23 protein-coding genes are annotated in these 26,212 nt (G+C 44.1%); 17 read left to right on the top strand and 6 right to left on the bottom strand.

Features of this window, described 5'->3' with window-relative positions; translation table 11 throughout:
* Nucleotides 1-113 precede the first annotated feature (113 nt).
* The 12 genes from gltB to AMBT_RS01630 all read left to right on the top strand — a co-directional run bounded on the left by gltB (nucleotide 114) and on the right by AMBT_RS01630 (nucleotide 12,645).
* Entirely contained in the window at nucleotides 114-4,580 is a 4,467-nt protein-coding gene (gene gltB, locus AMBT_RS01685; protein WP_013782834.1) for a glutamate synthase large subunit, read from the top strand.
* Between the two features lie 14 nt (nucleotides 4,581-4,594).
* Nucleotides 4,595-6,010, top strand: coding sequence for a glutamate synthase small subunit GltD family protein (locus tag AMBT_RS01680; protein ID WP_013782833.1), 1,416 nt, complete (start codon nucleotides 4,595-4,597; stop codon nucleotides 6,008-6,010).
* 273 nt (nucleotides 6,011-6,283) lie between these two features.
* The gene (locus tag AMBT_RS01675) at nucleotides 6,284-6,751 is read left to right on the top strand and encodes a hypothetical protein (RefSeq protein WP_013782832.1); all 468 of its coding nucleotides are present in this window, start codon (nucleotides 6,284-6,286) and stop codon (nucleotides 6,749-6,751) included.
* Entirely contained in the window at nucleotides 6,751-6,975 is a 225-nt protein-coding gene (locus AMBT_RS01670) for a helix-turn-helix transcriptional regulator (protein WP_013782831.1), read from the top strand. Before AMBT_RS01675 ends, AMBT_RS01670 begins: the two co-directional genes overlap by 1 nt.
* A 145-nt stretch (nucleotides 6,976-7,120) precedes the next feature.
* Nucleotides 7,121-7,516 (top strand): hypothetical protein, encoded by a 396-nt coding sequence (locus tag AMBT_RS01665; RefSeq protein WP_013782830.1) that lies wholly within the window; start codon nucleotides 7,121-7,123, stop codon nucleotides 7,514-7,516.
* A gap of 143 nt (nucleotides 7,517-7,659) precedes the next feature.
* On the top strand, nucleotides 7,660-8,247 hold the full coding sequence (locus AMBT_RS01660; protein WP_013782829.1) for a DUF2726 domain-containing protein: 588 nt from the start codon (nucleotides 7,660-7,662) through the stop codon (nucleotides 8,245-8,247).
* A gap of 192 nt (nucleotides 8,248-8,439) precedes the next feature.
* Nucleotides 8,440-9,138: a 5'-methylthioadenosine/adenosylhomocysteine nucleosidase gene (locus AMBT_RS01655; RefSeq protein ID WP_083820175.1), complete on the top strand. Its 699-nt coding sequence runs from the start codon at nucleotides 8,440-8,442 to the stop codon at nucleotides 9,136-9,138.
* 6 nt (nucleotides 9,139-9,144) lie between these two features.
* On the top strand, nucleotides 9,145-10,113 hold the full coding sequence (locus tag AMBT_RS01650; protein WP_013782827.1) for a cobalamin biosynthesis protein CobD/CbiB: 969 nt from the start codon (nucleotides 9,145-9,147) through the stop codon (nucleotides 10,111-10,113).
* A gap of 1 nt (nucleotide 10,114) precedes the next feature.
* Entirely contained in the window at nucleotides 10,115-11,074 is a 960-nt protein-coding gene (locus tag AMBT_RS01645) for a cobalamin-binding protein (protein ID WP_013782826.1), read from the top strand.
* A gap of 46 nt (nucleotides 11,075-11,120) precedes the next feature.
* Nucleotides 11,121-11,525, top strand: coding sequence for a rhodanese-like domain-containing protein (locus AMBT_RS01640; RefSeq protein ID WP_013782825.1), 405 nt, complete (start codon nucleotides 11,121-11,123; stop codon nucleotides 11,523-11,525).
* Nucleotides 11,526-11,681: 156 nt separating this feature from the next.
* Nucleotides 11,682-12,086, top strand: coding sequence for a DUF2721 domain-containing protein (locus AMBT_RS01635; protein WP_013782824.1), 405 nt, complete (start codon nucleotides 11,682-11,684; stop codon nucleotides 12,084-12,086).
* Nucleotides 12,064-12,645 (top strand): GNAT family N-acetyltransferase, encoded by a 582-nt coding sequence (locus AMBT_RS01630; RefSeq protein WP_013782823.1) that lies wholly within the window; start codon nucleotides 12,064-12,066, stop codon nucleotides 12,643-12,645. The genes AMBT_RS01635 and AMBT_RS01630 overlap by 23 nt, the downstream gene beginning before the upstream one ends.
* A 91-nt stretch (nucleotides 12,646-12,736) precedes the next feature.
* Here the strand turns inward: AMBT_RS01630 and tyrS are convergent, their stop codons facing one another.
* Both tyrS and AMBT_RS22540 read right to left on the bottom strand, forming a co-directional pair.
* The gene (gene tyrS, locus AMBT_RS01625; protein WP_013782822.1) at nucleotides 12,737-13,936 is read right to left on the bottom strand and encodes a tyrosine--tRNA ligase; all 1,200 of its coding nucleotides are present in this window, start codon (nucleotides 13,934-13,936) and stop codon (nucleotides 12,737-12,739) included.
* Between the two features lie 84 nt (nucleotides 13,937-14,020).
* On the bottom strand, nucleotides 14,021-14,194 hold the full coding sequence (locus tag AMBT_RS22540; protein ID WP_013782821.1) for a hypothetical protein: 174 nt from the start codon (nucleotides 14,192-14,194) through the stop codon (nucleotides 14,021-14,023).
* A gap of 206 nt (nucleotides 14,195-14,400) precedes the next feature.
* On the opposite strand from AMBT_RS22540, the gene AMBT_RS01620 reads away from it, so the two are divergent.
* Nucleotides 14,401-15,726 carry an OapA family protein gene (locus AMBT_RS01620; RefSeq protein WP_013782820.1) on the top strand — a complete coding sequence of 442 codons (1,326 nt, stop codon included), beginning with the start codon at nucleotides 14,401-14,403 and terminating at the stop codon, nucleotides 15,724-15,726.
* A 7-nt stretch (nucleotides 15,727-15,733) separates the two neighbouring features.
* Complete coding sequence (locus tag AMBT_RS01615) at nucleotides 15,734-16,888, top strand: anhydro-N-acetylmuramic acid kinase (RefSeq protein WP_041452465.1); 1,155 nt, start codon at nucleotides 15,734-15,736, stop codon at nucleotides 16,886-16,888.
* A 15-nt stretch (nucleotides 16,889-16,903) separates the two neighbouring features.
* Here the strand turns inward: AMBT_RS01615 and AMBT_RS01610 are convergent, their stop codons facing one another.
* Both AMBT_RS01610 and fucP read right to left on the bottom strand, forming a co-directional pair.
* Nucleotides 16,904-18,979 carry an extracellular solute-binding protein gene (locus AMBT_RS01610; protein WP_013782818.1) on the bottom strand — a complete coding sequence of 692 codons (2,076 nt, stop codon included), beginning with the start codon at nucleotides 18,977-18,979 and terminating at the stop codon, nucleotides 16,904-16,906.
* 285 nt (nucleotides 18,980-19,264) lie between these two features.
* Nucleotides 19,265-20,596, bottom strand: coding sequence for an L-fucose:H+ symporter permease (gene fucP / locus AMBT_RS01605; protein WP_013782817.1), 1,332 nt, complete (start codon nucleotides 20,594-20,596; stop codon nucleotides 19,265-19,267).
* Between the two features lie 492 nt (nucleotides 20,597-21,088).
* Between fucP and AMBT_RS01600 the strand changes: the two genes are divergently transcribed.
* Both AMBT_RS01600 and AMBT_RS01595 read left to right on the top strand, forming a co-directional pair.
* Nucleotides 21,089-22,408 carry a carbohydrate porin gene (locus AMBT_RS01600; RefSeq protein ID WP_013782816.1) on the top strand — a complete coding sequence of 440 codons (1,320 nt, stop codon included), beginning with the start codon at nucleotides 21,089-21,091 and terminating at the stop codon, nucleotides 22,406-22,408.
* A 271-nt stretch (nucleotides 22,409-22,679) separates the two neighbouring features.
* A complete protein-coding gene (locus AMBT_RS01595) occupies nucleotides 22,680-23,801 on the top strand; it encodes an alkene reductase (protein WP_013782815.1) in 1,122 nt (373 codons plus the stop codon).
* Nucleotides 23,802-23,948: 147 nt separating this feature from the next.
* Here AMBT_RS01595 and AMBT_RS01590 read toward each other — a convergent pair whose 3' ends face one another.
* A complete protein-coding gene (locus AMBT_RS01590) occupies nucleotides 23,949-24,395 on the bottom strand; it encodes an SRPBCC family protein (protein WP_013782814.1) in 447 nt (148 codons plus the stop codon).
* A 238-nt stretch (nucleotides 24,396-24,633) separates the two neighbouring features.
* Here AMBT_RS01590 and AMBT_RS01585 point away from each other — a divergent pair, with 238 nt between their 5' ends.
* Nucleotides 24,634-25,596, top strand: a complete 963-nt coding sequence (locus AMBT_RS01585; RefSeq protein WP_013782813.1) for a D-2-hydroxyacid dehydrogenase — start codon at nucleotides 24,634-24,636, stop codon at nucleotides 25,594-25,596.
* Here AMBT_RS01585 and AMBT_RS01580 read toward each other — a convergent pair.
* Nucleotides 25,590-26,162: a glutathione S-transferase family protein gene (locus tag AMBT_RS01580; RefSeq protein WP_013782812.1), complete on the bottom strand. Its 573-nt coding sequence runs from the start codon at nucleotides 26,160-26,162 to the stop codon at nucleotides 25,590-25,592. The two genes, AMBT_RS01585 and AMBT_RS01580, sit on opposite strands and share 7 nt — an antisense overlap.
* Nucleotides 26,163-26,212 lie beyond the last annotated feature (50 nt).

The following is a 26,212-nucleotide window of genomic DNA, read 5'->3' as shown; positions in this document are numbered from 1 at the left end:
TAATAGTGCCAGCTCGACAAAAGACGTCTGAACAATGTTGTGATACGCAATACCTAGGCGCATCTACACGCAACGCACACCTTGCCCCAGTCAAAGGTTGAAGGAGTTAAGAGATGAGTTTATACAACCCCAACGATTCCCGGGATAACTGTGGATTTGGCTTAATCGCCCATACCCACGGAGAAGCTAGCCATACGCTAGTAGAAACTGCTATTCACGGTTTAGACCGTATGCAGCATCGAGGCGGTATTGCCGCTGACGGGAAAACCGGAGACGGCTGTGGTTTATTACTACAGAAACCGGATGCGTTCTTCCATACTATCGCCGCAGAAAATGGCTGGAAACTCAGCAAAAAATACGGCGTTGGCATGATCTTTCTAAGCCAGGACCAGGCCCTTGCGCAAACTGCGCGTGAGGTGTTGAATGAAGAACTTGAAAAAGAAACCCTTAGTGTTGTTGGCTGGCGCGAAGTGCCTGTCGATCGCTCTGTATTGGGTGAACTTGCTCTTACCGGCGTGCCACAAATAGAACAAGTATTTGTGAATGCACCAGCAGGTTGGCGCAAGCGCGATCTTGAACGCCGCCTTTATATGGTGCGTCGACGCGCTGAAAAGCGTCTTGAAAGCGATCCAGATTTTTATGTTGCCTGCCTATCAGGTTTGGTCACTATTTATAAAGGCTTGGTAATGCCGAAAGACTTACCCGCCTTCTATTTAGATTTAGCCGACGAACGTCTGCAAAGTGCTATTTGTGTATTCCACCAGCGCTTTTCAACCAATACGCTTCCACGTTGGCCATTGGCTCAACCGTTCCGCTTCTTGGCCCATAATGGTGAAATTAATACCATTAAAGGTAACCGAGATTGGGCAATGGCACGTGCCTCTAAATTTGCTACGCCGCTTATCCCTGATTTGAAAGAAGCAGCCCCTTTTGTTAATACCGAAGGTTCTGATTCATCGTCACTTGATAACATGCTTGAGCTATTCTTAGCCGGTGGGATGGATTTGTTCCGTGCCATGCGTTTATTAGTGCCACCTGCTTATCAAAATAACAAAACCATGGATGACGACCTACGTGCATTTTACGAGTTTAACTCGATGCATATGGAACCATGGGATGGCCCTGCCGGTATCGTATTAACGAACGGCCGCCACGTGGCATGTAACCTAGACCGAAATGGTCTTCGCCCTGCCCGCTACGTTATCACCAAAAATGGCTTCATTACCCTTGCCTCAGAAGTGGGCATTTGGGATTACGAAGAAGCTGACGTTATTGAAAAAGGCCGCGTAGGCCCAGGTGAAATGCTAGCGGTTGATACCTACACAGGTAAAATCTGGCGTTCCACTGAAATTGATGAAGAATTAAAAGCGCGCCATCCTTATAAAGAGTGGCTCGATAAGCATATTCGTCATTTAACGCCTATTGAAGAGCTAGATGCTTCACTGATTGGAAAGCGCGTTTTTGATGACGACACCATTTCGGTATTCCATAAGCAGTTCAGCTATAGCTATGAAGAAATTCAGCAAGTTATTAAAGTACTTGCGAAAGACGGTCAAGAAGCCGTTGGCTCTATGGGTGATGATACGCCAATGGCGGTTATGTCTTCACGCCAGCGTACCGTTTACGATTACTTCCGTCAGCAGTTTGCACAGGTAACTAACCCGCCTATCGATCCATTACGTGAAAACCACGTAATGTCGCTAGCCACCTGTATTGGCCGCGAGCAAAACGTATTCAGCGAAACCTCAGGTTATGCAGACCGCGTATTGTTTAACTCGCCAATACTGATGTATACCGATTTAAAACAGCTACGTGAATTTAATCCTGATAACTACTATTCAGAAGTGGTTGAACTTCAGTATCAACCGCAAGAGGGCTTGAAGAAAGCCATCGAGCGTATTTGTAACGAAGTAGAACACTTAGTTAAACAAAAGCGTGCGGCGTTCGTGATTTTATCCGATCGCAATATCAGACAAAACCGCTTACCTATTCCAGCTGCTATGGCCGTTGGTGCAGTACAGCGCCGTTTAGTTGATAAATCACTACGATGCGACGCGAACGTAGTAATAGAAACCGCCAGTGCCCGTGACCCACATCACTTTGCCGTACTCATTGGTTTAGGTGCTACAGCGGTTTATCCGTTCTTAGCCTACGAAACCATTGAACAGCTTTGTGAGAAAGGCGAATTAGACATTTCACCTATGCAAGCCACGTTGAACTACCGTAAAGGTATCAACAAGGGCTTGTACAAGATAATGTCGAAAATGGGTATCAGTACCGTGGCGAGCTACCGTAGCTCGAAGCTATTCGAAGCTATCGGTATTAACGATGCGGTAATGGAATTGTGCTTCAGAGGCGTTACCTCGCGCTTACAGGGAGCCGATTTTGACGACTTCCAACAAGATACGGTTAATCTAAACCGCGTTGCTTGGTTAAAACGTAAGCCTGTTGATCACGGTGGTTTGCTTAAGTATGTACACGGCGGCGAATACCATGCGTATAACCCAGATGTAGTCAGCACTCTGCAAAAAGCAGTAATGTCCGGCGAATACAGCGATTACCAGCAGTATGCGAAACTGGTTAACGAGCGCTCTCCTGCGCACATTCGTGACCTGCTAGCGCTCGACCCACAAAGCGAGCCAGTGGATATAAGCGAAGTTGAAGACGCACAGAACTTATTCCCGCGTTTTGATACGGCAGCAATGTCTATAGGCGCGTTAAGTCCTGAAGCGCATGAAGCGTTAGCGATTGCCATGAACCGTTTAGGCGGGCAGTCGAATTCAGGTGAAGGTGGTGAACATCCATCACGCTTTGGTACTGAAAAGAACTCGAAAATTAAGCAGGTTGCTTCTGGTCGCTTTGGGGTAACACCGCATTACTTAGTAAATGCGAATGTTATTCAAATTAAAGTGGCACAGGGCGCGAAGCCTGGTGAAGGTGGTCAGTTACCTGGCGACAAAGTGAATAAGTACATTGCACAGTTACGTTTCTCAGTGCCTGGTGTAACCCTTATTTCGCCTCCACCGCACCACGATATATATTCAATTGAAGATTTAGCCCAGCTTATTTTCGATTTGAAACAGGTGAACCCAACTGCACTTATTTCAGTGAAGTTAGTGTCTGAACCTGGTGTAGGAACTATTGCTACCGGTGTAGCAAAAGCCTATGCAGACCTTATTACAGTATCAGGCTACGACGGCGGCACAGGCGCAAGCCCACTAACGTCGGTTAAGTATGCTGGAAGCCCGTTCGAATTAGGTTTGTCTGAAACACAACAAGCCCTAATTGAAAACGGCCTTCGCCATAAAGTACGCGTTCAAACTGACGGCGGCCTTAAAACAGGTTTAGACGTAGTGAAAGCGGGTATTTTAGGTGCTGAAAGCTTCGGTTTTGGTACTGGGCCTATGGTGGCGTTAGGGTGTAAGTACTTACGTATTTGTCACTTGAACAACTGCGCGACCGGTGTAGCAACACAAGATCAAAAGCTTCGTGACGACCACTTCATTGGTTTGCCAGACATGGTTATGAACTACTTTAAGTTTATTGCCCAAGAAGTACGTGAAATTATGGCTGCCCTGGGCGTGACCAAGTTTGACGACCTTGTTGGCCGTACTGAGCTACTTAAAGTCATTGACGGTGTGACTGCGAAGCAAAACCGCCTCGATTTAACGCCATTGTTGGTAAGACCGAAAGCAGGTGAACATACCCGTTTATTCTGTTCACAAACCACCAATGAACCCGTTGATAAAGGTGTGCTTAACGCACAAATGCTTAAAGACGCGCAACAAGCGGTTGTTGACGGCGAGTCTCTTGAATTGAAATACCCTGTTCGCAACACCGACCGTTCGGTAGGTGCTTTGTTATCGGGTGAAATTGCTAAGCACCATGGTAACCACGACTTTGAAGATACACCGATTAAAGTGAATCTTACCGGTACTGCCGGCCAAAGTTTTGGCGTATGGAATGCTGGCGGTTTACACATGCACCTTGAAGGTGACGCAAACGATTACGTAGGTAAAGGAATGACTGGCGGTAAGCTTGTTATTCATCCACCAAGAAACATGACTTACAATGCGCATGAAAGTGCCATTATGGGTAATACCTGCTTATACGGTGCAACTGGCGGTAAATTATTTGCTGCAGGCCGTGCAGGTGAGCGTTTTGGTGTACGTAACTCAGGTGCTATTGCGGTAGTTGAAGGTATCGGTGACAACGGTTGTGAATACATGACCGGTGGTATTGTTGCTGTACTTGGCCCTGTAGGCGTGAACTTCGGTGCCGGTATGACAGGTGGTTTTGCGTACCTTATGGACGACAACGACGACCTAGATAACCGTGTAAACCAAGACCTTATTGAGATTATGCCTGTTGACGGTAAAGCGATTTTAGTAGAGCACTTACGTGGTCTTATTAATCAGCATTACGAAGAAACCGGCAGCGACCATTCGTTAGGCTTGCTAACCGATTTCGCGGCAACGCTGAAACGCTTCAAGCTTATTAAGCCGAAGACCAGTGATGTGAAAAACCTATTAGGTCACATCAGTCGTTCAAGCGCAGAATTGCGCATTCAGGCTCAGTAGGAGGAGAAAAGTTTATGGCAAAGAACGTATACCAGTTTGTCGATGTTGAACGTATCGATCCGCCGAAAAAGCCGATCATGGTGCGTAAACACGAATTCGCTGAAATTTATCAGCCGTTAAGTCAGTCACAAACCGAAGGCCAAGCAGATCGCTGCTTGGACTGCGGTAACCCGTATTGCGAATGGAAGTGCCCAGTACACAACTACATTCCTCAATGGTTAGACCTTGCCAATGAAGGTCGTATTATTGAGGCGGCTGAGTTGTCGCACAAAACCAATAGTTTGCCAGAAGTATGTGGCCGCGTTTGTCCTCAGGACAGACTCTGCGAAGGTGCATGTACCCTAAATGACGACTTCGGCGCGGTAACCATTGGTAGTATTGAAAAATACATTACCGATACCGCGTTTAAAATGGGCTGGCGCCCAGATATGTCTGACGTAGTTTGGACAGATAAGAAAGTCGCTATTGTAGGTGCAGGCCCAGCAGGCCTAGCGTGTGCCGATATTCTTGTGCGTAACGGTGTTAAGCCCGTAGTATTCGACAAGTACGAAGAAATTGGTGGCTTGCTAACCTTCGGTATTCCATCGTTTAAGCTTGAAAAAGATGTGATTAAGCTTCGCCGCGAAATCTTTACCGACATGGGTGTTGAGTTTGTACTTAACACTGAAATTGGTAAAGACATTGAAATGCAAAAACTGTTAGATGATTACGACGCCGTGTTCTTAGGCATGGGTACGTATAAATCGATGCAAGGCGGCTTTGAAAATGAACATGTACACGGTGTTCACGATGCTCTGCCCTTCCTTATCTCAAATACAAACCGCGTGATGGGTCTTGAAAAAGACGAAACCGACTTTGTTGATATGAAAGGCAAACGCGTAGTGGTTCTTGGTGGTGGTGATACCACCATGGACTGTGTACGTACGTCTATTCGTCAAGAAGCCGACCGCGTTATTTGTGCTTATCGTCGTGACGAAGAAAGCATGCCTGGTTCTCGCCGAGAAGTGGTTAACGCAAAAGAAGAAGGGGTTGAATTTATGTTCAACATTCAACCTTTAGACATTGCTGTTGATAGCGAAGGAAATGCTTGCGGTGTTAAATTCGTAAAAACCGAGATGGGTCCACCGGATATTAACGGGCGTCGTCGCCCAGTTGAAATTGAAGGTTCTGAGCACGTGGTTGAAGCTGATGCGATTATTATCGCGTTTGGTTTCCAACCTAGCCCTGCCCCTTGGTTTGCTGAGTTCGGCATTATGCTAGATGAAAAAGGCCGCGTACGCGCTCCTGCTGCTGGTAAGTTTGCTTTCCAAACATCGCACCCTAAAATCTTTGCGGGCGGTGATATGGTACGTGGTAGTGACCTCGTGGTTACCGCTATCGACGAAGGCAGAAAAGCCGCTGACGGTATTATGGATTACATTGGCGTTTAATATCCACGTGTAAAACAGCACGTTAACCGTACCTCGTTGTATGTAATCTATTTAAAAGCTCGCTTAGGCGAGCTTTTTTGTGGCCAGTATATCTAAAGCTGTAAAGAAATCCGCCTAGGGTACTTTCGCCTACAACATCGCCTACAACATACTTTGTAACAACCTACCACTAGCTTTCTACAAGCACCAATGTATAGTATATTTAACATTGAGTTAAATTTAGCGTATACAAAGTAAAATTTAACCACCATTACTAGGGCATGGAGAAAGATAATGATTTCGTTCAGAGAGAAAAGTTTGTGGGTGTCTTTTTTAGTATCTGCGGTGATCGCCTCTATTTATGGAGATAGCGTATATACACTTATGTTTTTGCAACCAAATACTAGCCTAGATGTCACCACCGCCCTCATCATGCGAATTACTATTGCCTTCATTATCTTAGAGGTAGCGTTACATGTTGCGTTAGCCATGAGCCAGCAAGAAGATGCCAATACCCCTGAAGATGAACGAGAGCGTTATCATCGACTTACCGCGAATAATGCGGGTTATTGGGTACTGTCAGTAGGTATTGTGAGCTGCGTGATACAACAAATGATCAACAGTAACATCGATTTTGACGCGCAAAATAGCTACACCAATTATGCTCTTGCGCCTATTGAGCTAAAGTTAGTCCTTATTTTTTGGTTATCGGAGGTAACCCGCTTTGGTACTGAGATTTACTATTGCCGGAAAGAAAGTTAATGGCTGAACATTATTCAATAACTAACAATATAAGAACCTTGCGCTTTCTTGTCGATGAAATGACGCAGCAGGAACTCGCGTCAAAAGTGGGTGTTACACGCCAAACCATTATGGCGATTGAGAAAGGAAAATACTCACCATCTCTTGAAGTGGCGTTCAAAATTGCCTTGGTATTTGATAAGCCATTTAATGAGGTGTTTCAGTATTCGAAAGTGAAGGAGTGATGGGATTGAGAACCCGGTTCTCAAATTATTTTCACCTTATACCCATCACGTTATGAACATACCTTGTGCAACTATTTACCTATTGCTCTTATATAGTTAGCCCATTATTATCGATACAAAGAGTGATTAATGGTTAACAAGAATAATGACAAGTGGTTTACGTAAAAGCATTAATATAGTTTTACTTAGCGGGCTAGCAATGGCGAGCCACGCGTTTGCCGATACGGTGTCCACCGACAGTTCATTAGATGAACCTGTTGTTCGGTCTTGCCCTGCCTCCTTTTTTGACGTCTCGCTAATGGCTAATGCTCGCCAGTGTCAGCAATTCGACGATAGCTTGCCTGCGAGTTTGGTCTATTTTACTAAGCACGCGCCTAAAGAGGTTATCGCCTTCTATCAAAATGCCTATCCGCAATTTGTCAGAAAACCTGCGGTCAACCAACGCACCATGCTTGCAGCAACAGATGATTCGGTTCGTATTGTGGTCTCCCCGGATAATGTGGGCACGCAAGTTGATGTACTCATCATTAGTAAGCCATAACCTTCCATAAATTTTATTTCCGACTAGTTACTCTCCTCGTTCAATGTGGCACTGCCTTTGCAATTTCAATAAAGAACCACAGTGGTGTCAAAAAAAGCGTCATTTTAATGACGCGCATTACACGTTGATATGCGAGGAATATGATGGAACTGGCAATTATTTTAATGATGTTACTTATCGTGGTGGCATTAGGCGCCATAAAATTATCAGATGGTGGCGTAGCGTTTCCTTTTCGCCGAAAGCCACAGCTTTTCACTCCTGTAGAACACTCTTTTTTAAACCTTATTGAACAAGCAATGGGGCGAGAGTTTCGTATCATTTGCCGTGTACGCTTAAGCGACATAGTGTCAGTAAGGCAATCGGCCAACAAGAAAACGGCCAGCCAAGCTATTTCTAGAGCCTCTTCGCGCCAACTTGATTTTATCCTGGTCGACAAACAGGACATGAGCCCCATATTAGCTATCGACCTTGTGCATAACCAAGGAAAAGAGGGTTACAAAACTCAGCGCGATTGGTTTGTTTCTGGCGCATTAGATGCTGCGGGTGTACCTCATGCGCGAATTAAGGTTAAGTCGGGTTATACCGTAGACGATATTCGTGAATGCCTTGAAAATAAGCTTATTCCTTATAGAAGAATTCAACAAAAAATGTCGCAGCTTCCTACGCACAACCCTGAGCCAACTAAGCGCCCGACTCGCCCAGTTAGGTCGAGCCGCGCGGCAGCTGCATAAAAAAAGCCGGTTTCCCCCTAGCCTTTGTTGCACTCCATTATTGCTGTAATAGCAGGTGACAAAGGCTTTTTCCTGTCAGTTTTCCTCATTTCCTTATACAATTCATTACCATATCTGTAGCAAGTTTTGCTTCCCCCAACATTAGAATAAATCGGTATTTACATGAAAGAGACTGACATGAAAGAGACTGGCATAAAAAAAATTGGCATTCTAGGCGCAATGGATGAAGAAGTTGCGTTACTTAAAGCTTCACTTTCAAACCTTAAAGAAACCACATGGAAGCACTTAACCTTTTATGAAGGCACCCTTAATAACGTTGAGGTTGTGTTAGTAAAGTGTGGTATTGGAAAAGTTGCGGCGGCCCTTGCCACTACGGTACTTATCGAGCAATACGCGCCAGATGTGGTAGTAAATACAGGTTCAGCAGGCGGGTTTGATAAGAACTTAAACATTGGTGACTTAGTGATTGCCACCCATGTTATCCACCACGATGTGGACTTAACCCATTTCGGCTACAAGCTTGGCCAATGTGCTGGCATGCCTGCAGACTACCGCTGTGACAATACGCTCATTGAAGCCGCAAAAACGGCGACGGGCGAGTTAGAAAACATCCAATCTACCAGCGGTCTTATCTGTACTGGCGATTCGTTTATCGGCACCGACGAAGCAGTAGAAGCGCTGCGTGAAAGTTTCCCAGATATGAAAGCAGTTGAAATGGAAGGTGCAGCTATAGCCCAAACCTGTCACATGCTTGACGTGCCGTTTTTGGTCATTCGCTCGCTATCTGATATTGCAGGTAAGACATCAACTGTCAGTTTTAAAGAATATTTAGATACGGCGGCAAAACATTCAGCGCAACTTGTTATGGCTATGATCAAAGCGCTGGCGTAGCGGTAAATGGAAGCATTGCTGACCCAATCAGCATATCAGTCGGTGCTGGTATTATGGTTGGCAGTTGTTTTAGATGCCCTTTGGCGGTGGCCGCTTAGCAGCCACCCGCTTACCCTCATGCGTTATTTGGTTAGGCAGATGGGGTTTAAAGTTCTTCCTTCTTTAAGCTACTCTCGTTCGCAGCATTATATCTCTGGTTCATTAGCGGCTATCGTATTATTAGCCCCCTTAATCGTTTGCCTTGCCATACTCATATACATGGCTCAATACCCTGCTTTTTTCGAAGCCGTGATCATGGTTGCCTTGCTTGACTTTGCCTATCAGCGCCATCAGTTCAGTAAGATATTAAAAACAGTAGGAAAAAATAAAAAAGTACTCACCAGAGAAACAGTAGACACCATAGTTGCCCGTGAATGCACCCAATTAACCGATGTAGGTATTGCGAAAGCGGCCATTGAATCGCTATGGCTTAAGTTTTTATATCTTTATTGCGGCGTTATTTTTTACTTTATATTGGCAGGCCCGATTGGTGCGCTCACCTACCGTTTGTTATTACTCACCTCGTGGCAATGGCACTATCGAAATCCTAAAATGGTGCATTTTGCCAAACCTGTGCGAAAGCTTGTTTCGTTATTAGTGGTTCCCCCTGCGTTACTCGGTTGTGTTGCTGTGCTTCTTTTCACTCACCCCATAAAAGGCATTCGAGCAGTAAAACGAAGTAAAGCACGAGATAAAACCTCCTTGTTACTTGCGCTATTTGGGGGAATACAAAACATTCAATTAGGCGGCCCTGCAATTTATCATGGACGAAAATACCGCTACCCTCGCGTAGGCGCTGCCGAGCAAGTAAAGTATTCAGATATGATACGCAGTAAGCGCACTATAGTGGGTGCCATGGCCGTGGTCACCGCCATCGCGAGTGTTTGTTTGCTATTGATCGCAGTACAGACACAAACCCTGAGCGAGGTCTTCTAACGTGAAAAGTATATTTCACAAATTGCGCAAACACGCTGCGTTTATAATAAGCATTTTGCCATTTAACAAATTGAGTAGGGGCAGTGCGGAAAAGCGTTCGCTAACAATCGTTACATTACTCATACTAGTACCTCTTTCCACTTCAGTTGAAGCGCAAAGTGGTGGGCAAATTGACGAGCAAAATCAGCATGAATATGTTCAGGATGTAGAAGCCAGAAAATCAGCCCCGCGGATTATCACTCTCGCACCTCATTTAACCGAGTGGGTTTATAGCCTTGGTTTAGAAGCACACTTAATTGGCGTTAGCGACTACAGTAACTATCCTAAAGAAGCACAGCTTTTACCTAAAGTGGCCGACTATCAAGGAGCCGATTTATCCCAGATAATGGCGCTGCAACCTACCCTGATATTAGCGTGGGAAGGAGGCAACAAGCCGCAAGATTTACACCGTTTAGAAAGCTTAGGTTATAAGGTGTTTCGAGCCAAAATTACTGAAGTTGAGGACATCGCCAGTGAGTTGATGCGATTAGCTAAAGTAACTAACACAGAAGAAAAAGCCAATGCGCTCACCAGTGAGTTTTTACACCATTTAGCAGCATTAAGAGCCGAGTATGCCACGCCTTCAAATAACAAGGTGTTTTATTATTCTTGGACATCGCCGCTAATGACCATAGGTGACAATGCGTGGCCGAACAAACTGCTTAACGTATGTGGTGCGCAAACCCTATTTGCCGACAGCCCGGTCGATTACCCGCAAGTTTCGGTACAAGAAGTACTATCTAGACAGCCTTTTGCTTTGGTGGCCGCAAGCAATCAGCCAGCGTCCGATCTTGAGCAGTTTTGGCGTGCCCACCGCCGCTTTTTGTCAGCCCCCTTAATTGTGGTCAATCCTGACATTACCAGCAGGTTCTCACTGCGGTTAATTAATGAACTAAAAATACTGTGTAAGGGTATTAACTAGCAATTCCACAAGGTATAATATCCTCGTTTTTTTCTGAAGGTTATTCATGCGAATCGTTTTAGTTTTGTTTCTCGTCGTTGTTGCCGTCACGCTATTTGTGTCAATGCAATGCACAGCGAAAGCAACCTCTCAAGTATCGGTTGCGGCTTCCCCGTACCTTATTGAGCGGGTGAAAAACAATGACTGGATGCTTATCGACGTGCGTTCTCCAAGCGACTTTGCTGATGGACACATTCCAGGCGCCATCAATATGCCTCATGAAAATATTAACGATTACCTTACCGAGCTAGAAGGCCATAAAGACAAGCCTATTATTATTTACTGCCAATCTGGTACTCAGGCTAAACTTGCTATGAAGTTTCTAAAAGACTTAGACTTTTCTGAAGTCATGCATTTAGAAGGCGATATGCTGGGCTGGAATGCTTCTCAAATGCCAATTGACAGAATGTAGTTTTCTGTAAAAAACTTCTGTAATTAAAGCCTTTTCAACTGCATTTCGTTTCTAACACCAACTAAACACTCACCTACACTACTATTCACTATCAGACGACAACATCCCTACACTTTTGATACACTGACACGCATTCACTAAGGTGACAGACAATTCATGAAAATAGATCTCGCAACACCCGCCATGCTCTTTCCAGCAATCTCATTGCTGTTGCTGGCCTATACCAACCGTTTTTTAACCCTTGCTACGCTTATTCGTAACTTTTCAAAAGAAGAGCGTGACGACAATACCCTAGCCCAAATCAAGAACTTGAGACTGCGTATTCAGCTTATTAAGCGGATGCAAATTGCGGGGGTTGGCAGTTTCTTTTTGTGTGTCGTCTCTATGCTTGCGATTTACCTTACTTATCAGCAAGTGGGTAATTGGATATTCGCATTAAGCCTAGTCTCCCTTCTGTATTCACTTTGGATGTCGGTAAAAGAAATACTCATTTCTGTAGAAGCATTAGATTTTCACCTTGATGGTATGAAAGAGCAACATGACAGCAGCAAACTTAAATAGCGTTAAATACCTACCTTTAGCGCCCGAACATTTTGCTGATGTTATACGCTTAGGTAATGAGGTTCAGGGTGAAAATTACCTGATGCCTGACACATTAAAGGCCATGTACGATAAAAGCTGGCACAACAATATCAATGCTAGCTTGGTAAGCTATTGTGGTAACGACATTGTTGGTTTTCGAATTACCTACGCTCATTCGCAGTGGCAATGTGATAAATGGTGCAGCCCAGAACTTTGGCCGGTGGCACCGGAAAAAGTATGCTATTTCAAATGCAATACGGTATCGCCTGCTATGCAAGGAGTGGGCATTGGAAGTACCTTATTGGCAAAGTCGGTAAGCGCGGCCAAAGCGCAAGGCGCTGAAGCAGGCCTTGCTCATATTTGGCTTTCAAGCCCAGGTAATAGTGCGTTTAAATACTTTAGCAAAAACGGGGGTGAACTTATTAAAAAGCACCCAAACAAATGGCGCTATGAGTCAATCCACGAAGGTTACGACTGCCCTGTGTGCCCTGAAACCTGCGAATGTGAAGGCGCAGAAATGTTACTCCGGTTTTCCTAAAACCTACTGACATTAAAAAGCCCCGATAAATCGGGGCTTTTTGGTATTTGCGTTAACACCTAAATGCTAAGGCCTAAGCGCTAATATCAAACTAAGCTAACGTAATTCTCGCGAATTTACGTTTACCCACTTGATAGACATTTTCGCCAGCTTCGGTCAGTACAAGACGAGTATCTTCTACTTTATCGCCATTAATTTTCACAGCGCCTTGCTTAATCATACGCATAGCGTCAGACGTTGAACCCACTAACTTGGTTTCTTTTAATAAGTTACCAATAGCAATGCCATCATCGCCAAGTGCAATTTCAAACTCTGGCATTTCATCAGGAATCGCATTTTTCTGGAAGCGCTGAATGAAATCTTGATGCGCACCTTCTGCTGCGGCATCGTCGTGGAAACGAGCGATAATCTCTTTCGCCAGCAATATTTTAATATCACGCGGGTTTTCGCCGTTCTCAACACGCTGCTTAAGTTCAGCAATTTCTTCAAGTGGGCGGAAGCTTAGCAGGTCGTAATAACGCCACATTAAATCATCTGAAATCGACATCACTTTACCAAACATATCGTTTGGTGCATCAGTAATACCGATATAGTTGTTTAATGACTTAGACATTTTTTGAACGCCATCTAGGCCTTCAAGCAACGGCACCATCACAATAGACTGTGGCTTAATACCTTGCTCTTTTTGAAGCTCGCGGCCCATTAGCAAGTTAAAGCGTTGATCGGTACCACCTAACTCAACATCAGATTTTAGCGCAACTGAATCCCACCCTTGTACTAACGGGTACAGAAATTCGTGTATCGCAATAGGCTGACCATTGTTGTAACGCTTTTTAAAGTCGTCACGCTCAAGCATACGTGCAACAGTTTGGCTGGCAGCTAATTTAATCATACCCGCAGCGCCTAATTGATCCATCCACTCTGAGTTAAAGCGAATTTGAGTCAGTTCAGGATCAAGAATTTTGAACACTTGTTCTTGATACGTTTGCGCGTTTTCTAATACCTGTTCTTTGTTTAAGGGCTTGCGTGTCACATTTTTCCCTGTAGGATCGCCAATCAGGCCAGTAAAATCCCCAATAAGAAAAACAACGGTATGGCCTAACTGCTGAAAGGTACGCAGTTTATTGATCAAAACAGTGTGACCAAGATGAAGATCAGGCGCAGTAGGATCAAAACCCGCTTTAATGGTTAGGGTTTTGCCGGATTTTAATTTCTCAATTAAATCCTCTTCGGGGAGTATTTCATCCGTTCCCCGTTTAATTTCAGCTAGCGCTGTTTGCCAGTCTTTCATCGGTTATTTCACACTCTTGATGTTGTAGAATCTATTTTGAGCGGCATTTTACGCGGACATTGGAACCATTAAAAGGTTTCTGCGTCAAAAAGCGGATGACTTGTCGTCACGTTCGTTATTGAACGCAATGGTTGAGGGCTTATTAACTGCTGCACTTTGCATATCAAGGTGCACGTCGAGGACATTGAGATCAGGAGGAAGGGGGCTTCCGCAAACACGCGGTAAACCCATCCATGGGCGCTCCGCCATCGCATCCATGCGATGGAGGGTTTGCTACAGCCCCCTCCCTCCTGCTCATGCCCTCGATGTATCATCACTTGCAGTTAAAGTAGCTTTTCGCTATTTCCTATAGCCATTGCGTTCAATAATTAACTTTTGCGCTAAAAAACAATGAGAAAAGTTGCATTTTTAAGCAACTTATGTGACAAGTACATTGCACATAAAATTCTCAAGTAGGTAGTATTATGAGAATCAAACTAGACGCCCTTAAGGCGCTAAACATATTTAAACAATTGCCTAAGCAACACCGAACAGGGTTAGCTATCGCTAGCATGTTTTTAGGTGGGCTTATTCTTTTTCCGTCAGACACGGTAGAAGCGAGTCGTCATCAAGACGCTTTGGTACTTGATACCGGTATTCGTTACCCTCTTGATTTGAACATTATGCCGTCAACCGACGTGTTTTCAATTGAAGAAGAGTCGAACTGGCAATCCTATAAAGTACGCAGCGGCGACACCCTTGCAAAGCTGTTTAAGCGTGCGGGTTTTACTTCTCGTGACGTTTACAATGTTACTCAAGCGGGTGATCTTGCTAAAACATTGGTTACCTTATTACCCGGTGATGAGCTTTCGTTTAAAATTAATAACGATGGCACATTTGGCGAGCTTAAATACAAGCTTTCTTCTACCGAAACCTTATTTATTCGCCCTGACTCCACCAGCGAAGATAATAGCTTAACGGCCGAACTTGAAAAGCGTGACGTAGATATTCGCTATAATTTTGCCCAAGGTGAAATTCATTCAAGCTTTTGGAATGCTGGGGCAACAGCAGGATTAACCAGCAACCAAATTATGAACCTTGCGGGCATATTTGGCTGGGATATCGATTTTGCGACAGAAATTCGTTCAGGCGATACCTTTAACGTGGTGTTTGAAGAACAGTACATTGATGGTGAGTTCGTCGGCTATGGCGACATAGTTGCAGCAGAATTCACTAACCAAGGTGAAGAGTTTAGCGCTATTTTGCATGAAGATGGCACTTACTACACACCTGAAGGCCGAAGCATGCGTAAGAGCTTTTTACGTGCGCCAATTAACTTTAGGTACGTGAGCTCTAACTTCTCCAAAGCACGTTTTCACCCTGTGCAAAAACGCTGGAAAGCACATCGTGGCACAGATTACGTTGCGGCTGTTGGTACGCCAGTTATGGCGGCGGGTGATGGTAAGGTGATTAAGTCTGCGTACGATAAATACAATGGTCACCATGTATTTGTTCAACATGGTGAAAAATATACCACCAAGTATTTGCACTTCAAAAAACGTGCTGTGAAAGTAGGCGACACGGTTAAACAGGGTCAAACCATTGGTTACTTAGGTAGCACTGGCTTGGCATCAGGCCCGCATGTTCACTACGAATTCTTGGTAGACGGTGTACACCGTAACCCTCGTACTGTTTCGCTACCAAAAGCATTACCTATTGCCGCTGAAGAGCGCGAAGCATTTATGGAAATTGCCCATGTACGTCAACAGCAGCTTAATAACAACAAACGCATTATGCTTGCAATGAAATAGCCTACTTATGGCAAAGTATATTGGCCTTATGTCAGGAACTAGCATGGACGGCGTTGATGCCGTCCTTTGCGATATCACTGGCGATAACTGCCAAACTTTACATGCGGTCTCTATTTCCTACCCTGAGAACCTGCTTTCTTTACTTCATTCACTTTGCACCCCCTCTACTAACGAGCTAAATGCGATGGCAACCGCCGACAGGTTGGTGGCCGAAAGCTTTGCACGTGCCGTAAACGTGTTGCTATCAGAGACTCAGCTTTCATCAAGCGATATCACCGCAATTGGCTCTCATGGACAAACCATTAGGCACTTTCCGCAGGGAATTGAACTTCCACATGACGTTGAGCAAAAAGGTTTTACGTGTCAGATTGGCGACCCTAATACTCTTGCCGTGTTAACAGGTATTGATGTTATTGCTGACTTTAGGCGCAAAGATATTGCTCTTGGCGGTCAAGGTGCGCCCTTAGTTCCTGCTTACCATAATGCTATTTTCGCTCATGACACCAACCCCAGAGTGTTGGTTAACATTGGCGGTATTGCGAACATTTCAGTATTAGCAGCAAAACGAGATGCTATTGCCCCTCTTGGCTATGATACTGGCCCAGGCAATACCTTAATGGATGGATGGATTAAGCAGCATTTGAACCAACCCTATGATGACAAAGGGCAATGGGCTAGTACCGGTGTAGTAAGTAATGACCTATTAGCAAGACTGCGAGCAGATAACTATTTTCATCACACGGCGCCTAAAAGTACCGGCAGAGAGTATTTCAATTTAGCATGGTTAACGTCTTACCTTAATGGGATCGCAAGTTCACAAGCCAGCACACTCGCCCCTCAAGATGTGCAAGCGACGTTATTAGCGCTAACAGCAACCAGTATTGCTGATGAAATTAACAAGCAAAAAATGCCCAAGGGAGCACAAGTCATCGTTTGTGGGGGTGGAGCCTTTAACCCTATGCTGATGCAACGCATAGCCAACTTACTGCCAAGTTATCAAGTGAGTGACAGCCACAGTATCAATATTCACCCCCAACACGTTGAAGGGGCTGCATTCGCGTGGCTAGCTTTTGCACACAACAATAATATTCCAGGCAACGTACCTGCTGTTACCGGCGCTTCGCGAGAGGCTGTATTGGGTATTTTTTGCCCTGCAAACTAAATGTAAGTGGGAATTTCAGTTGTGATAATAACCAGCGCGCCTCATTACAGCTTCAGATTGGTGTTGCGCTGTTTTTAATGCCTCTTGAATAGTAACTTGCTGCTTCACTGCTAAATTTATCTGAACTCCCACAAGGTAACCGAGCGCCGTAAATTCTGGGATTGGAACAAACTGGCTTCCAGTCGTGGGGACATTAATATTATCAAGCTCAGTTGCTAGCAGTGCGTTGTATTCATAGCTAGCATAAGGAATAGCGTTTATATAGCTGTCACTGTAGGTTGAATGACGAGTGCCAGCTGGCGCTGCGTAATAACCATACTTACCTTTAACCGAAGTAATAAACGCTTTAGAAGTTAACCAATAAGCTAATTGCTGTGCTATTTCTTTATTGTGAGCTAAATGAGGTATCGCGAAATTCCACGACCAAAACCATTGTGCCCCTTTTGGTGTTGTTCCTATTGGCGCATAAGTCACACCGACATTCTCCGAAACCTTCGAAGAAGAAGGATCTAAGATGTAGCCACCTAAAGATGATGCATCAACAAAGAATGCTAATTTTCCGTCAGCAAAGAGTTGCTGGTTATCTTTCCACCCTAAATCGTATTCACCTGGCGGACCGTTGTTTACCGCGATTGAAACATAGTCCTTGATTGCTCGCTCCCACGACCTAGAAGTAAGCAGCGGCTTCATATCTTCATCAAACCAGCTTCCACCGTACGTATTTACCATGGTGCCAATTAATGCCATATTTTGCCCCCAACCTACTTTTGTGCGCAGTCCTACACCATACAGCTGCGATTTGGGATCTTGAATTTCCATAGCAATGGCGCTTAGGTTTCTATAAGTCATCTGCTTGGGCAAACTAATATCAGCGTTCTGCAACAGATCTTTTCGGTAGAAGGTTAGCGTTGTTTCTCCTACAAACGGTAAACCATAGACCTCACCTTCGTATGTATTTGAATGCTTTGCGATGGGTATAATATCTTTCATATCGTAGTTCGAGGGCGGCTCGGGAAAAGGTAACAACCAACCATTTCTGGCCCAAATAGGCACCTCGAAATTACCTAGCATTACTAAGTCAAACTGTGTTTCGTTAACTGCAAAATCTCCCTGTATGTGCTTTCTGAGTATACTCTCCTCCATGACACGCCACTGAATATCTTGCTCTGAAAAAGGCGTGCCGCTGTCATTCAAGTATTTAATAGCGGTTTCAATACCATTAATATTAGGCGCACCAACTATTAATTTTCTCTCTGTAACGACATTTTCCGGCTCGATGAAAATACCGTATCGCTTTAATATTGTATCGATGGTTCCATCAGTTTCTAGAGATGCCAATGCTTGATTGAAATGCGCCATAATTTGGGGGGCGTCGGGCAAGTTTTTCGATATCCCTAAGAAATGAGGATTGCTTTTTCTAAGCGATTTAATGAATTTAAATTTCTGTGATAAGTGGGGACGATGATTAGTTATTGTTTGTTTTGCGCCGTACTCATCTATATAAATAAAGTCAACTCGCCCCCTATCTAACATATCTAACAATGTCGGTAATGATTTGGCTAAGAGTACATCGATATTTTCAGCCTCACGAAGACTCAACGGCAACTGTGCACCGCGTAAAACCCCAAGACGGGAAAGGCCTAAGTTGTTGAATTGTGATATCGAATCGCCTAATTCGGTGTTTAATAAGCTATGAATGTTTCGACTATTATGGACAAGATAGTTGATGCTCCCACCACGGATAGCATCGGAATATATCATCCCCTCAACACGTACTGTGCTATCGCGAAGTGGAAAAACACCTTCAACTTTTCCGCCGTCGGCGAGATATATCGCTCTAGCATGTGGAAAGAATTCAATTTTGGGGATGTAGCCCATTTTTTCAAATGCAAGGTGAATGACCTCGTTTACGTACCCTTGTTTAGGGTCGTGCGCGCTACTGAATGGACTCGCTTCTGAGGTGGCTAAAGTAATTGTGTTTCGTTGCTCGGCGTAAACACCAAGTGAAAACGTATAGCTTCCAAATAGAATCAAAAATACCGAAAAATGGCTGATGATATTTGAGTTAATAGAGCCAGACCAATTATTCATAATCCCAATAGTAGTTGAAAACCATTAAGTTAGTATTGGCATGAACGACAGAAATTACCAGTTAATCTAGTTTTCTGCGCAACTCGAATTTTATGTAATTGGCTTTTTGATATTGAGGCAGCAATCTTATCTACTAGTGTTTTCAGTCCACCCAACGTTACCTGCAACTATTAGATCCTTGCTTCTTGTGCCAATCTACTTGGCCGTTCATCTCACATAAAAAAATGCCAGCAAAGGCTGGCATTTTTTTAAATCATGATGAGCATCACTACAGTAAAGTAAGTATTACTTCGCCATGTTTGTCTTCAAAGTGTTGGTCTTCAAATCGTCAATGGATACTTTCTGAGGACTTTTAACTGCTTTAATGTCAAACAGTCCATAGCCAGCCACAAATATAAAGCATACTGCAGGAACAATATAAGAAATAACGATACCTGCTGAGTCGATAATTGCAGCTTGGAAGAGTGGCATAATTGCACCACCTAAAATAGCCATTACCAAACCCGCCGCGCCAAGTTTAGTATCTTTCCCTAGCCCTTGTAACGCAATGCCGTAGATAGTAGGAAACATTAGCGATAAACATGCAGATATTGAAATTAGTGCCACCACACCGACTATATTTGGCGATTGTGTCATAACAAAACACAAACCTGCTGCCACCAGTGACATCACCATAAGCAGTCGTGCTGGGTAGAGATACTGCATTACCCACGTCATCACAAAACGTGAAATAAGAAACACTATCATGCTGTATTGAAGTACATCGCCGCCTTGTACCTCATCCCCCCCAATCGCTTTCATGACGTATTGGATAGTAAAAGTCCACACACAAGTTTGCGCGCCCACGTTGAAGAACTGAGCCATTACACCAAAACGATAATGTTTGTTCGCCACTAGGCGCTTCAATGATGCTGCGATATCGATATCGTCAGCTTTAGACGCAGTGGCTTCATCCACAGGGGTTTTAATCAAAGCTACGGCAACCCAAACCAAAAGAAGTACACACGCCATAGCAACGTAGGGGATCATCACTGCATCCAGTTCAGCACCTATAACAGATTTTAGCTCAGTCATAGACATAGCACTTCGCTCTTCAGCTGACGCCTGATTCAGATTAGGTAGTATGAGCGTAGCGGCTAAGAATACGCCAAAGTTTGTCCCTACAGGGTTGAATGCCTGTGCTAGGTTCAATCTTCTGGTGGCGCTTTGCTCGTTGCCCATCGCCATGACATAAGGATTAGCGGACGTTTCCAAAATAGACAACCCACCGGCCATCACAAACAAGGCCATCAGAAAAAAGCCATAAGTCATTGTCTGACTTGCTGGGTAAAATAGAAAGGCACCGGCTGCAGCACATCCTAGCCCTACTAGCACACCCGTTTTATAAGAGTATCGCTTATTAATAAAGGCTGCGGGTATCGCTAAACAGAAATAAGCACCATAGTAAGCGAACTGAACTAAGGCCGATTGTAGTGACGACATAGTAAATATTTTACTAAAGACTTTCACTAGTGGATCTGTCATGTTGGCGGCAACACCCCATGCAGCAAAACACACCGTCAATAGAATAAACGGCAATAGCATATCTCTGGAAACTATAGGCGTTTTAGTTTGCATCACCCCAACCTCATCTTGTAAACAATTTGTTGAGTAATTTAAACAACAAAAAATGTTCATGTCAATAAATCAACAAGACTTATTTAATATCTAGCCAGACTAAAAAAATCACAACAAATTCACATCAATGCGATCACTTCAATTATCCATACCATTCCAAATCTTATCAATTCTTTATATTAAACAAGGCTTAAACCACATTTACATATGAAAAAAGCACTACAAAAGTCTATAAAAATAGCATTTCCATACCGAAAAAACGTCACACTGCCTCACTTCAACTATTAACAACTTTGTAAAATACAAATAAATAAACATGATTGATTTATTTCTTTAACTGCATTAAATTGCGTTTCCCATACGAAAACTGTTAACACGATGTAATTTAAGTTCTCTCTGTTCTAGGCATTGGAAACAAATAAAAACATCGTGATGAGCACACAAAGATAAGTGCAAGTTATAAGCACGTTCAATCAACTCTAAGGGTAAGATATGAAGCATACTTTTCGTTGGTTAAAGCAAAAAACTCTGGCTTTAAAGCCATTTACACTTACTTCCTGCTATCTATTAGTCAGTTTTTCTTACCCTACATTTTCTGCTCAAGATACATCGGAATACATAGAATGGCAGGCCAGCTACACGGGAGAAGCCGCTAGTAATGTTGAAGGGGGTAAGCGTGAAGGGAGTGCATATGCTGGTCAATTATTTTTGGGCGCAGAAATAGACTTAGAAAAATTTGCAGGTTGGGAAAAGACTAAAGTCCATGTGGCATTTACTAATCGTCACGGACAAAACCTTGCGGCCACGCATATTGGAAGCAGTACGTCTGTTCAAGAAATCTATGGCGGCCAAAACTCCCGTTTAGCCAGACTTACCGTAGAGAAAAGCTTTTTTGACGACCAGCTACAAGTAGAAGTTGGCAGAACTGTGGCTAACATCAGCTTTCTTGGTTCAGAGCTATGCCAGTACTTTCAAACGAATTCTGCCTGCGGTAACCCCACCTTTGTATTTAAAACCAGTAACTTTACATGGTGGCCTGTTTCAAGTTGGGGAGGTCACGCAAAGTACTGGCTATCACCTGAAATCTATTTTCATACTGGTGTGTATGAAGAGAACACTCCCCATCAAGATTTGCGTGATCATGGCTTTGATTGGTCAACGGATGAATCTACTGGCGTGGTCGTACCTGTGACGTTGGGCTATCAAACTACATGGGAAAATGACGACTACCCAAAACGCTATGAAATTGGCGGTTGGTATGATGGCGCGGACTATACCTATCCTGCTAAAGATGAGAAGGGTAATTTTGCTGCTGTCACCGGTAATGACTATGCAACACAAAATGGGCGCTCTGGTATTTTCGCCCGATTCGAGCAAACCATTTTACGTCCAGATTTAAATTCTAAACGCAGCGTTACGATTTTTGGTGCCGTGTTAACGGGCACATCTGGTGAGCTAATAGAAGATGAGTATATTAAAGCTGGCTTTGTTAAACGTGGTACCTTCGAAGGAAGAGACGAAGACACAATTGGTTTTGTCTTCACGCAACAATTTTATAGTGAGGATGCTATTGAAGACCAACGCGTATTGCGCGAAGCAAATGGCGGTTCAGGTCGCCCTGCAAGCAGCCAAACCATGATGGAGTTAAGCTACGGTGTCCATATTAACGACAATATTCGGGTTCAGCCCAACGTGCATTATATTATCAATCCAGACCAGTTTAGCGAGCGTGACCGACTTCAATCCTTAGATGATGTATGGGTGGTGGGCGTACGATTTGACGTAAACCTTGCAGGTTTACTACTGCGCTAGTTAAAGCAAACTCCCTCTTATTTCTACCGTACAGGTCGTCATTTTGAGGGCCTTTTTTCTTTTTAGCTTAAACGCATTTTCATTAGTTAACGCCTCTTCTCGTATTACGCGATTAACATCTGCATTACCAACTTCGCAGCGTTCCCCCTCGCCTCTCTTGCACTCGTTTTGCTATTTATTAGTACCAATCGGCATATCCTTTCATCTTGAATCAATCCAAGTCGCATCCATTTCTGTAATCACTTACACACAGTTTTAAAAGGAACGACAAATGTCAGAGTTATCTCTGTTTAAACCACTAGAATGGGCAGGAAATACGCTACAAAACCGCATGGTATTAGCACCTATGACACGCGGCCGTGCAGGTAGCGACCGCATACCAAACAAAATCATGGGCGATCAATACGTACAGCGCGCCGATGCTGGCCTTATTATCACCGAAGCAACGGCCATATCAGAAGAAGGTATTGGCTGGGTAGACACGCCCGGAATCTACACCGAAGAAATGGTGGAAGGATGGCGCTCTATTAATGAAAGAGTGCATGAAGCTGGCGGCAAAATTATCCTTCAGTTATGGCATACCGGTCGTGCGTCTCATAGTGACTTTCATAACGGCGACCTGCCTTTTTCTGCATCTGCTATTGCCATCGAAGGCGATGAAATTCACACGCCAAAAGGTAAAAAGCCTTACGAAGTGCCAAGAGCAATGACACAAGATGACATTCGTAGAACGGTTGCTGATTTCAAACATGCGGCTGTAAATGCGAAAGCTGCAGGTTTTGATGGTATAGAAGTGCATGCCGCTAACGGTTACCTGTTAAATCAGTTTTTAGACAGTCGCAGCAATCAACGTAGTGATGAATATGGCGGCAGCGTAGATAATCGGTACCGCTTCCTTAGTGAAGTGATGGACGCTGTGCTAGAGATTTGGCCTTCAGAGCAAGTTGGAGTGCGTTTATCGCCTAACGGCGTATTTAATGACATGGGTGCAGATGATTTTCGCGATACGTTTACTTATGTCGCCCAAGCACTTAATAAGCTAGACCTTGGCTATTTACATGTGATGGATGGCCTAGCGTTTGGTTTTCATGAACGCGGTGAGCCTATGACACTTGCTGAGTTTCGTGCCTTGTTCGACGGCATGTTAATGGGCAACTGTGGTTATACCCAAGAGGAGGCAGAGAAACGTATTAGCGACGGTGATGCCGACATGATTGCTTTTGGGCGCCCTTGGATCACCAATCCTGATTTGCCTACGCGGTTTAAAAATAACTACCCGCTGGCAGCGTTTGATGATCCTTCAACATGGTATGGTGGTGGTGAAGAAGGTTATACCGATTACAACACCTACCGTGAAGAAAGCGGAAAAGCGGCCATGGAGTCCTTAACCTAACAAATAAGCTAACCTAACAAATAAGGTTAATTTAACTGCAGGTGCAAAAATGTTGCAGTTAGTAAATAGAAAAGCAGTCATTTCATGACTGCTTTTTTTATATCTTTAGCAACACTGCGCTATTAATATTTCGCTAGCATTACAGCTTTAGTTAAACGCCACTTGTTTATCGGCTAATACTGCAAGCTTTTCTAGGCAAGACATCCATGCATATTGATGCTGGTCGCATTCTTCTTGGTTATTGAAACCACTATGAATTAACGTTAACGCCACTTCCCCTTCGCTTGTTTCTTCAAACGAGATATCTACTGAGCTCATTACCGTTTCTTCTACGCCATCTTCCCACGCCCAAGAGAACACAAGCTTCTCGTTTGCTAAGATAGTCACATATTCGCCCGTTAGCGCTATTTCAACGCCGTTGGGTTCAATCACTTTTATGCGGTATCTTCCGCCTTCCTTAAAGCTACTCATAATCTGCGATACCGTGCAATTACCCGGTGCAAACCATTCAGATAAATATTCAGGTTCATGAAACGCAGCAAACAAAAAGGAGATGGGCGCATGAAGGGATACATTCAGGGTAAATTGAAACATGTTAAGTCGCCTGTAAAAAACCTAGAGCCTTGGTAAGTTTAGGCGCTAGAAGAAAAGGATTCTAGGCTGTTATCGGCTATGTTCGACATTTTCTTTAGTTTGACCGATAGCGTTGCCTTATGTGAATGATTATCTTAGGGTATCCTCACTAGCAGTATCCATTCTGCGTAAACTATTTACGCTATGTATTCGTGTGCTAATTGTAAAGGCCACCAATAAAGATTACTAAGGCTCACTTATGTCAATTCAATCGCCTACACTCAACGTCTCTATACTCAGCAAAGATGCCAGCGCATTAGCCGAGGAAATAGCAAATGCATGGCCCCAGTCTCATGCTTTGAATATCTGCCAAGCCGTTACCACTTCTGAACAAATTAACCCTGACGAGGTTGAGGTATTACTTGCCGATCCTAATTTGGCGGCTGAGGTTATCGACCAGTGCACTGGCTTGAAGTGGTGCCAATCAACGTGGGCTGGCAATGCACCGCTGCTTAATTTGGACAAAAGCGATTATATACTCACTGGCGTAAAAGGCGTGTTTGGAAAGCTAATGCGCGAATATGTGTTTGCTTATCTCTTGCAATACGCACGCAATATTCCCGCGTTCGCGCAGAACCAGAATCATCAGCCCCCAATCTGGGAAGAAAGCCCTCGAGCGCCCCTTACGGGTAAAACCCTTGGTATTTTAGGCGCTGGCTCAATAGCTCAAGCTCTTATTCCTGTGGCAAAAAGTTTTGAAATGAAGGTCATAAGCTTATCGAGAAGTGGTCAAGCGGTAGACGGTTTCGATGATGTCTATGTAGCAACTGATCTACTCAAGTTTGCCCAAGAGGCCGACCATGTGGTGAACCTGATGCCAGATACGCCCGCCACTACAGGTGTATTAAACCAGGCTTTCTTTGGCGCACTAAAGCCTCATAGCGTGTTTATCAATGCGGGACGTGGAAGTGCCATTATAGAAGACGCGCTTTTAAACGCGCTGGATAACGGCACACTACAAGCAGCAGTCCTTGACGTATTCACCCAAGAACCACTGCCAGAGAAGCACCCATTTTGGACACACCCAAAGGTGGTAGTTACTGCTCATACTGCTGCAGTATCATCACCTGAAGATGTTGCTAGCGTATTTGTGGCTAATGCAAAACGTTACATAGCGAATGAGGCGCTACTCTATCAATTTGATTTCAACAAAGGCTACTGACGTGGGTCGGTAGCGGTTAGCTCTATACGGTCGCGATGTTTTTCGTGGAATTCCAGCAACAAAGGGTAATCTTTAAAGCTGTGCAATTCTCTGAATAGCACCCAATCTACCATTGAGTACAGACATATTTCAGGGTACGTCCAGCCACTAAATCCACCCGCTTCCAACTGCTTAGACAGTGTCGAAAAAACCGATTCGATACGTTCTTTTTGCAAACGAATGATGAGCTTGTCTTGATTGATATCGATATCAGAGCGCTTTAGTAGCATCAACTGCACGAATGAATCGTTAGCAGCATCTATCAGAGTAAGCAGATTTTCTTCCTCCCAAGACAGGGAGTCATGGTCAAGTTTACTCGCCAAATAACTATAAATTACTCTGGAATCGAAAATTAGTTGCCCGTTGTCTTCTAGGCAAGGCACTTTTAAGGTGGGGTTTCGCGATGCGAGTAGCTCTCTGTCTTCCCCAGAGAATATTTGTAAATCGAGGAATTCATGGGGCGTGTTAGAAAGTACTACGCGAATTCTACGTACAAATGGAGATGTTACTGAACCATACAGTTTCATAGCTTCAACCTGAGTGAATTTATTTACACACTCAGTTTAGCCATAAAATC

The organism is Alteromonas naphthalenivorans (assembly GCF_000213655.1).
GTDB lineage: Bacteria > Pseudomonadota > Gammaproteobacteria > Enterobacterales > Alteromonadaceae > Alteromonas > Alteromonas naphthalenivorans.
This window is presented reverse-complemented; position numbering and strand designations above follow the sequence as displayed.

Bases quoted from the DNA above. Each gene is read 5' to 3' on its own strand.
- gltB (WP_013782834.1), top strand. From the start codon at position 114: ATGAGTTTATACAACCCCAACGATTCCCGGGATAACTGTGGATTTGGC.
- AMBT_RS01680 (WP_013782833.1), top strand. From the start codon at position 4,595: ATGGCAAAGAACGTATACCAGTTTGTCGATGTTGAACGTATCGATCCG.
- AMBT_RS01675 (WP_013782832.1), top strand. From the start codon at position 6,284: ATGATTTCGTTCAGAGAGAAAAGTTTGTGGGTGTCTTTTTTAGTATCT.
- AMBT_RS01670 (WP_013782831.1), top strand. From the start codon at position 6,751: ATGGCTGAACATTATTCAATAACTAACAATATAAGAACCTTGCGCTTT.
- AMBT_RS01665 (WP_013782830.1), top strand. From the start codon at position 7,121: ATGACAAGTGGTTTACGTAAAAGCATTAATATAGTTTTACTTAGCGGG.
- AMBT_RS01660 (WP_013782829.1), top strand. From the start codon at position 7,660: ATGGAACTGGCAATTATTTTAATGATGTTACTTATCGTGGTGGCATTA.
- AMBT_RS01650 (WP_013782827.1), top strand. From the start codon at position 9,145: ATGGAAGCATTGCTGACCCAATCAGCATATCAGTCGGTGCTGGTATTA.
- AMBT_RS01640 (WP_013782825.1), top strand. From the start codon at position 11,121: ATGCGAATCGTTTTAGTTTTGTTTCTCGTCGTTGTTGCCGTCACGCTA.
- AMBT_RS01635 (WP_013782824.1), top strand. From the start codon at position 11,682: ATGAAAATAGATCTCGCAACACCCGCCATGCTCTTTCCAGCAATCTCA.
- AMBT_RS01630 (WP_013782823.1), top strand. From the start codon at position 12,064: ATGACAGCAGCAAACTTAAATAGCGTTAAATACCTACCTTTAGCGCCC.
- tyrS (WP_013782822.1), bottom strand. From the start codon at position 13,936: ATGAAAGACTGGCAAACAGCGCTAGCTGAAATTAAACGGGGAACGGAT.
- AMBT_RS22540 (WP_013782821.1), bottom strand. From the start codon at position 14,194: ATGGATGCGATGGCGGAGCGCCCATGGATGGGTTTACCGCGTGTTTGC.
- AMBT_RS01620 (WP_013782820.1), top strand. From the start codon at position 14,401: ATGAGAATCAAACTAGACGCCCTTAAGGCGCTAAACATATTTAAACAA.
- AMBT_RS01615 (WP_041452465.1), top strand. From the start codon at position 15,734: ATGGCAAAGTATATTGGCCTTATGTCAGGAACTAGCATGGACGGCGTT.
- AMBT_RS01610 (WP_013782818.1), bottom strand. From the start codon at position 18,979: ATGAATAATTGGTCTGGCTCTATTAACTCAAATATCATCAGCCATTTT.
- fucP (WP_013782817.1), bottom strand. From the start codon at position 20,596: ATGCAAACTAAAACGCCTATAGTTTCCAGAGATATGCTATTGCCGTTT.
- AMBT_RS01600 (WP_013782816.1), top strand. From the start codon at position 21,089: ATGAAGCATACTTTTCGTTGGTTAAAGCAAAAAACTCTGGCTTTAAAG.
- AMBT_RS01595 (WP_013782815.1), top strand. From the start codon at position 22,680: ATGTCAGAGTTATCTCTGTTTAAACCACTAGAATGGGCAGGAAATACG.
- AMBT_RS01590 (WP_013782814.1), bottom strand. From the start codon at position 24,395: ATGTTTCAATTTACCCTGAATGTATCCCTTCATGCGCCCATCTCCTTT.
- AMBT_RS01585 (WP_013782813.1), top strand. From the start codon at position 24,634: ATGTCAATTCAATCGCCTACACTCAACGTCTCTATACTCAGCAAAGAT.
- AMBT_RS01580 (WP_013782812.1), bottom strand. From the start codon at position 26,162: ATGAAACTGTATGGTTCAGTAACATCTCCATTTGTACGTAGAATTCGC.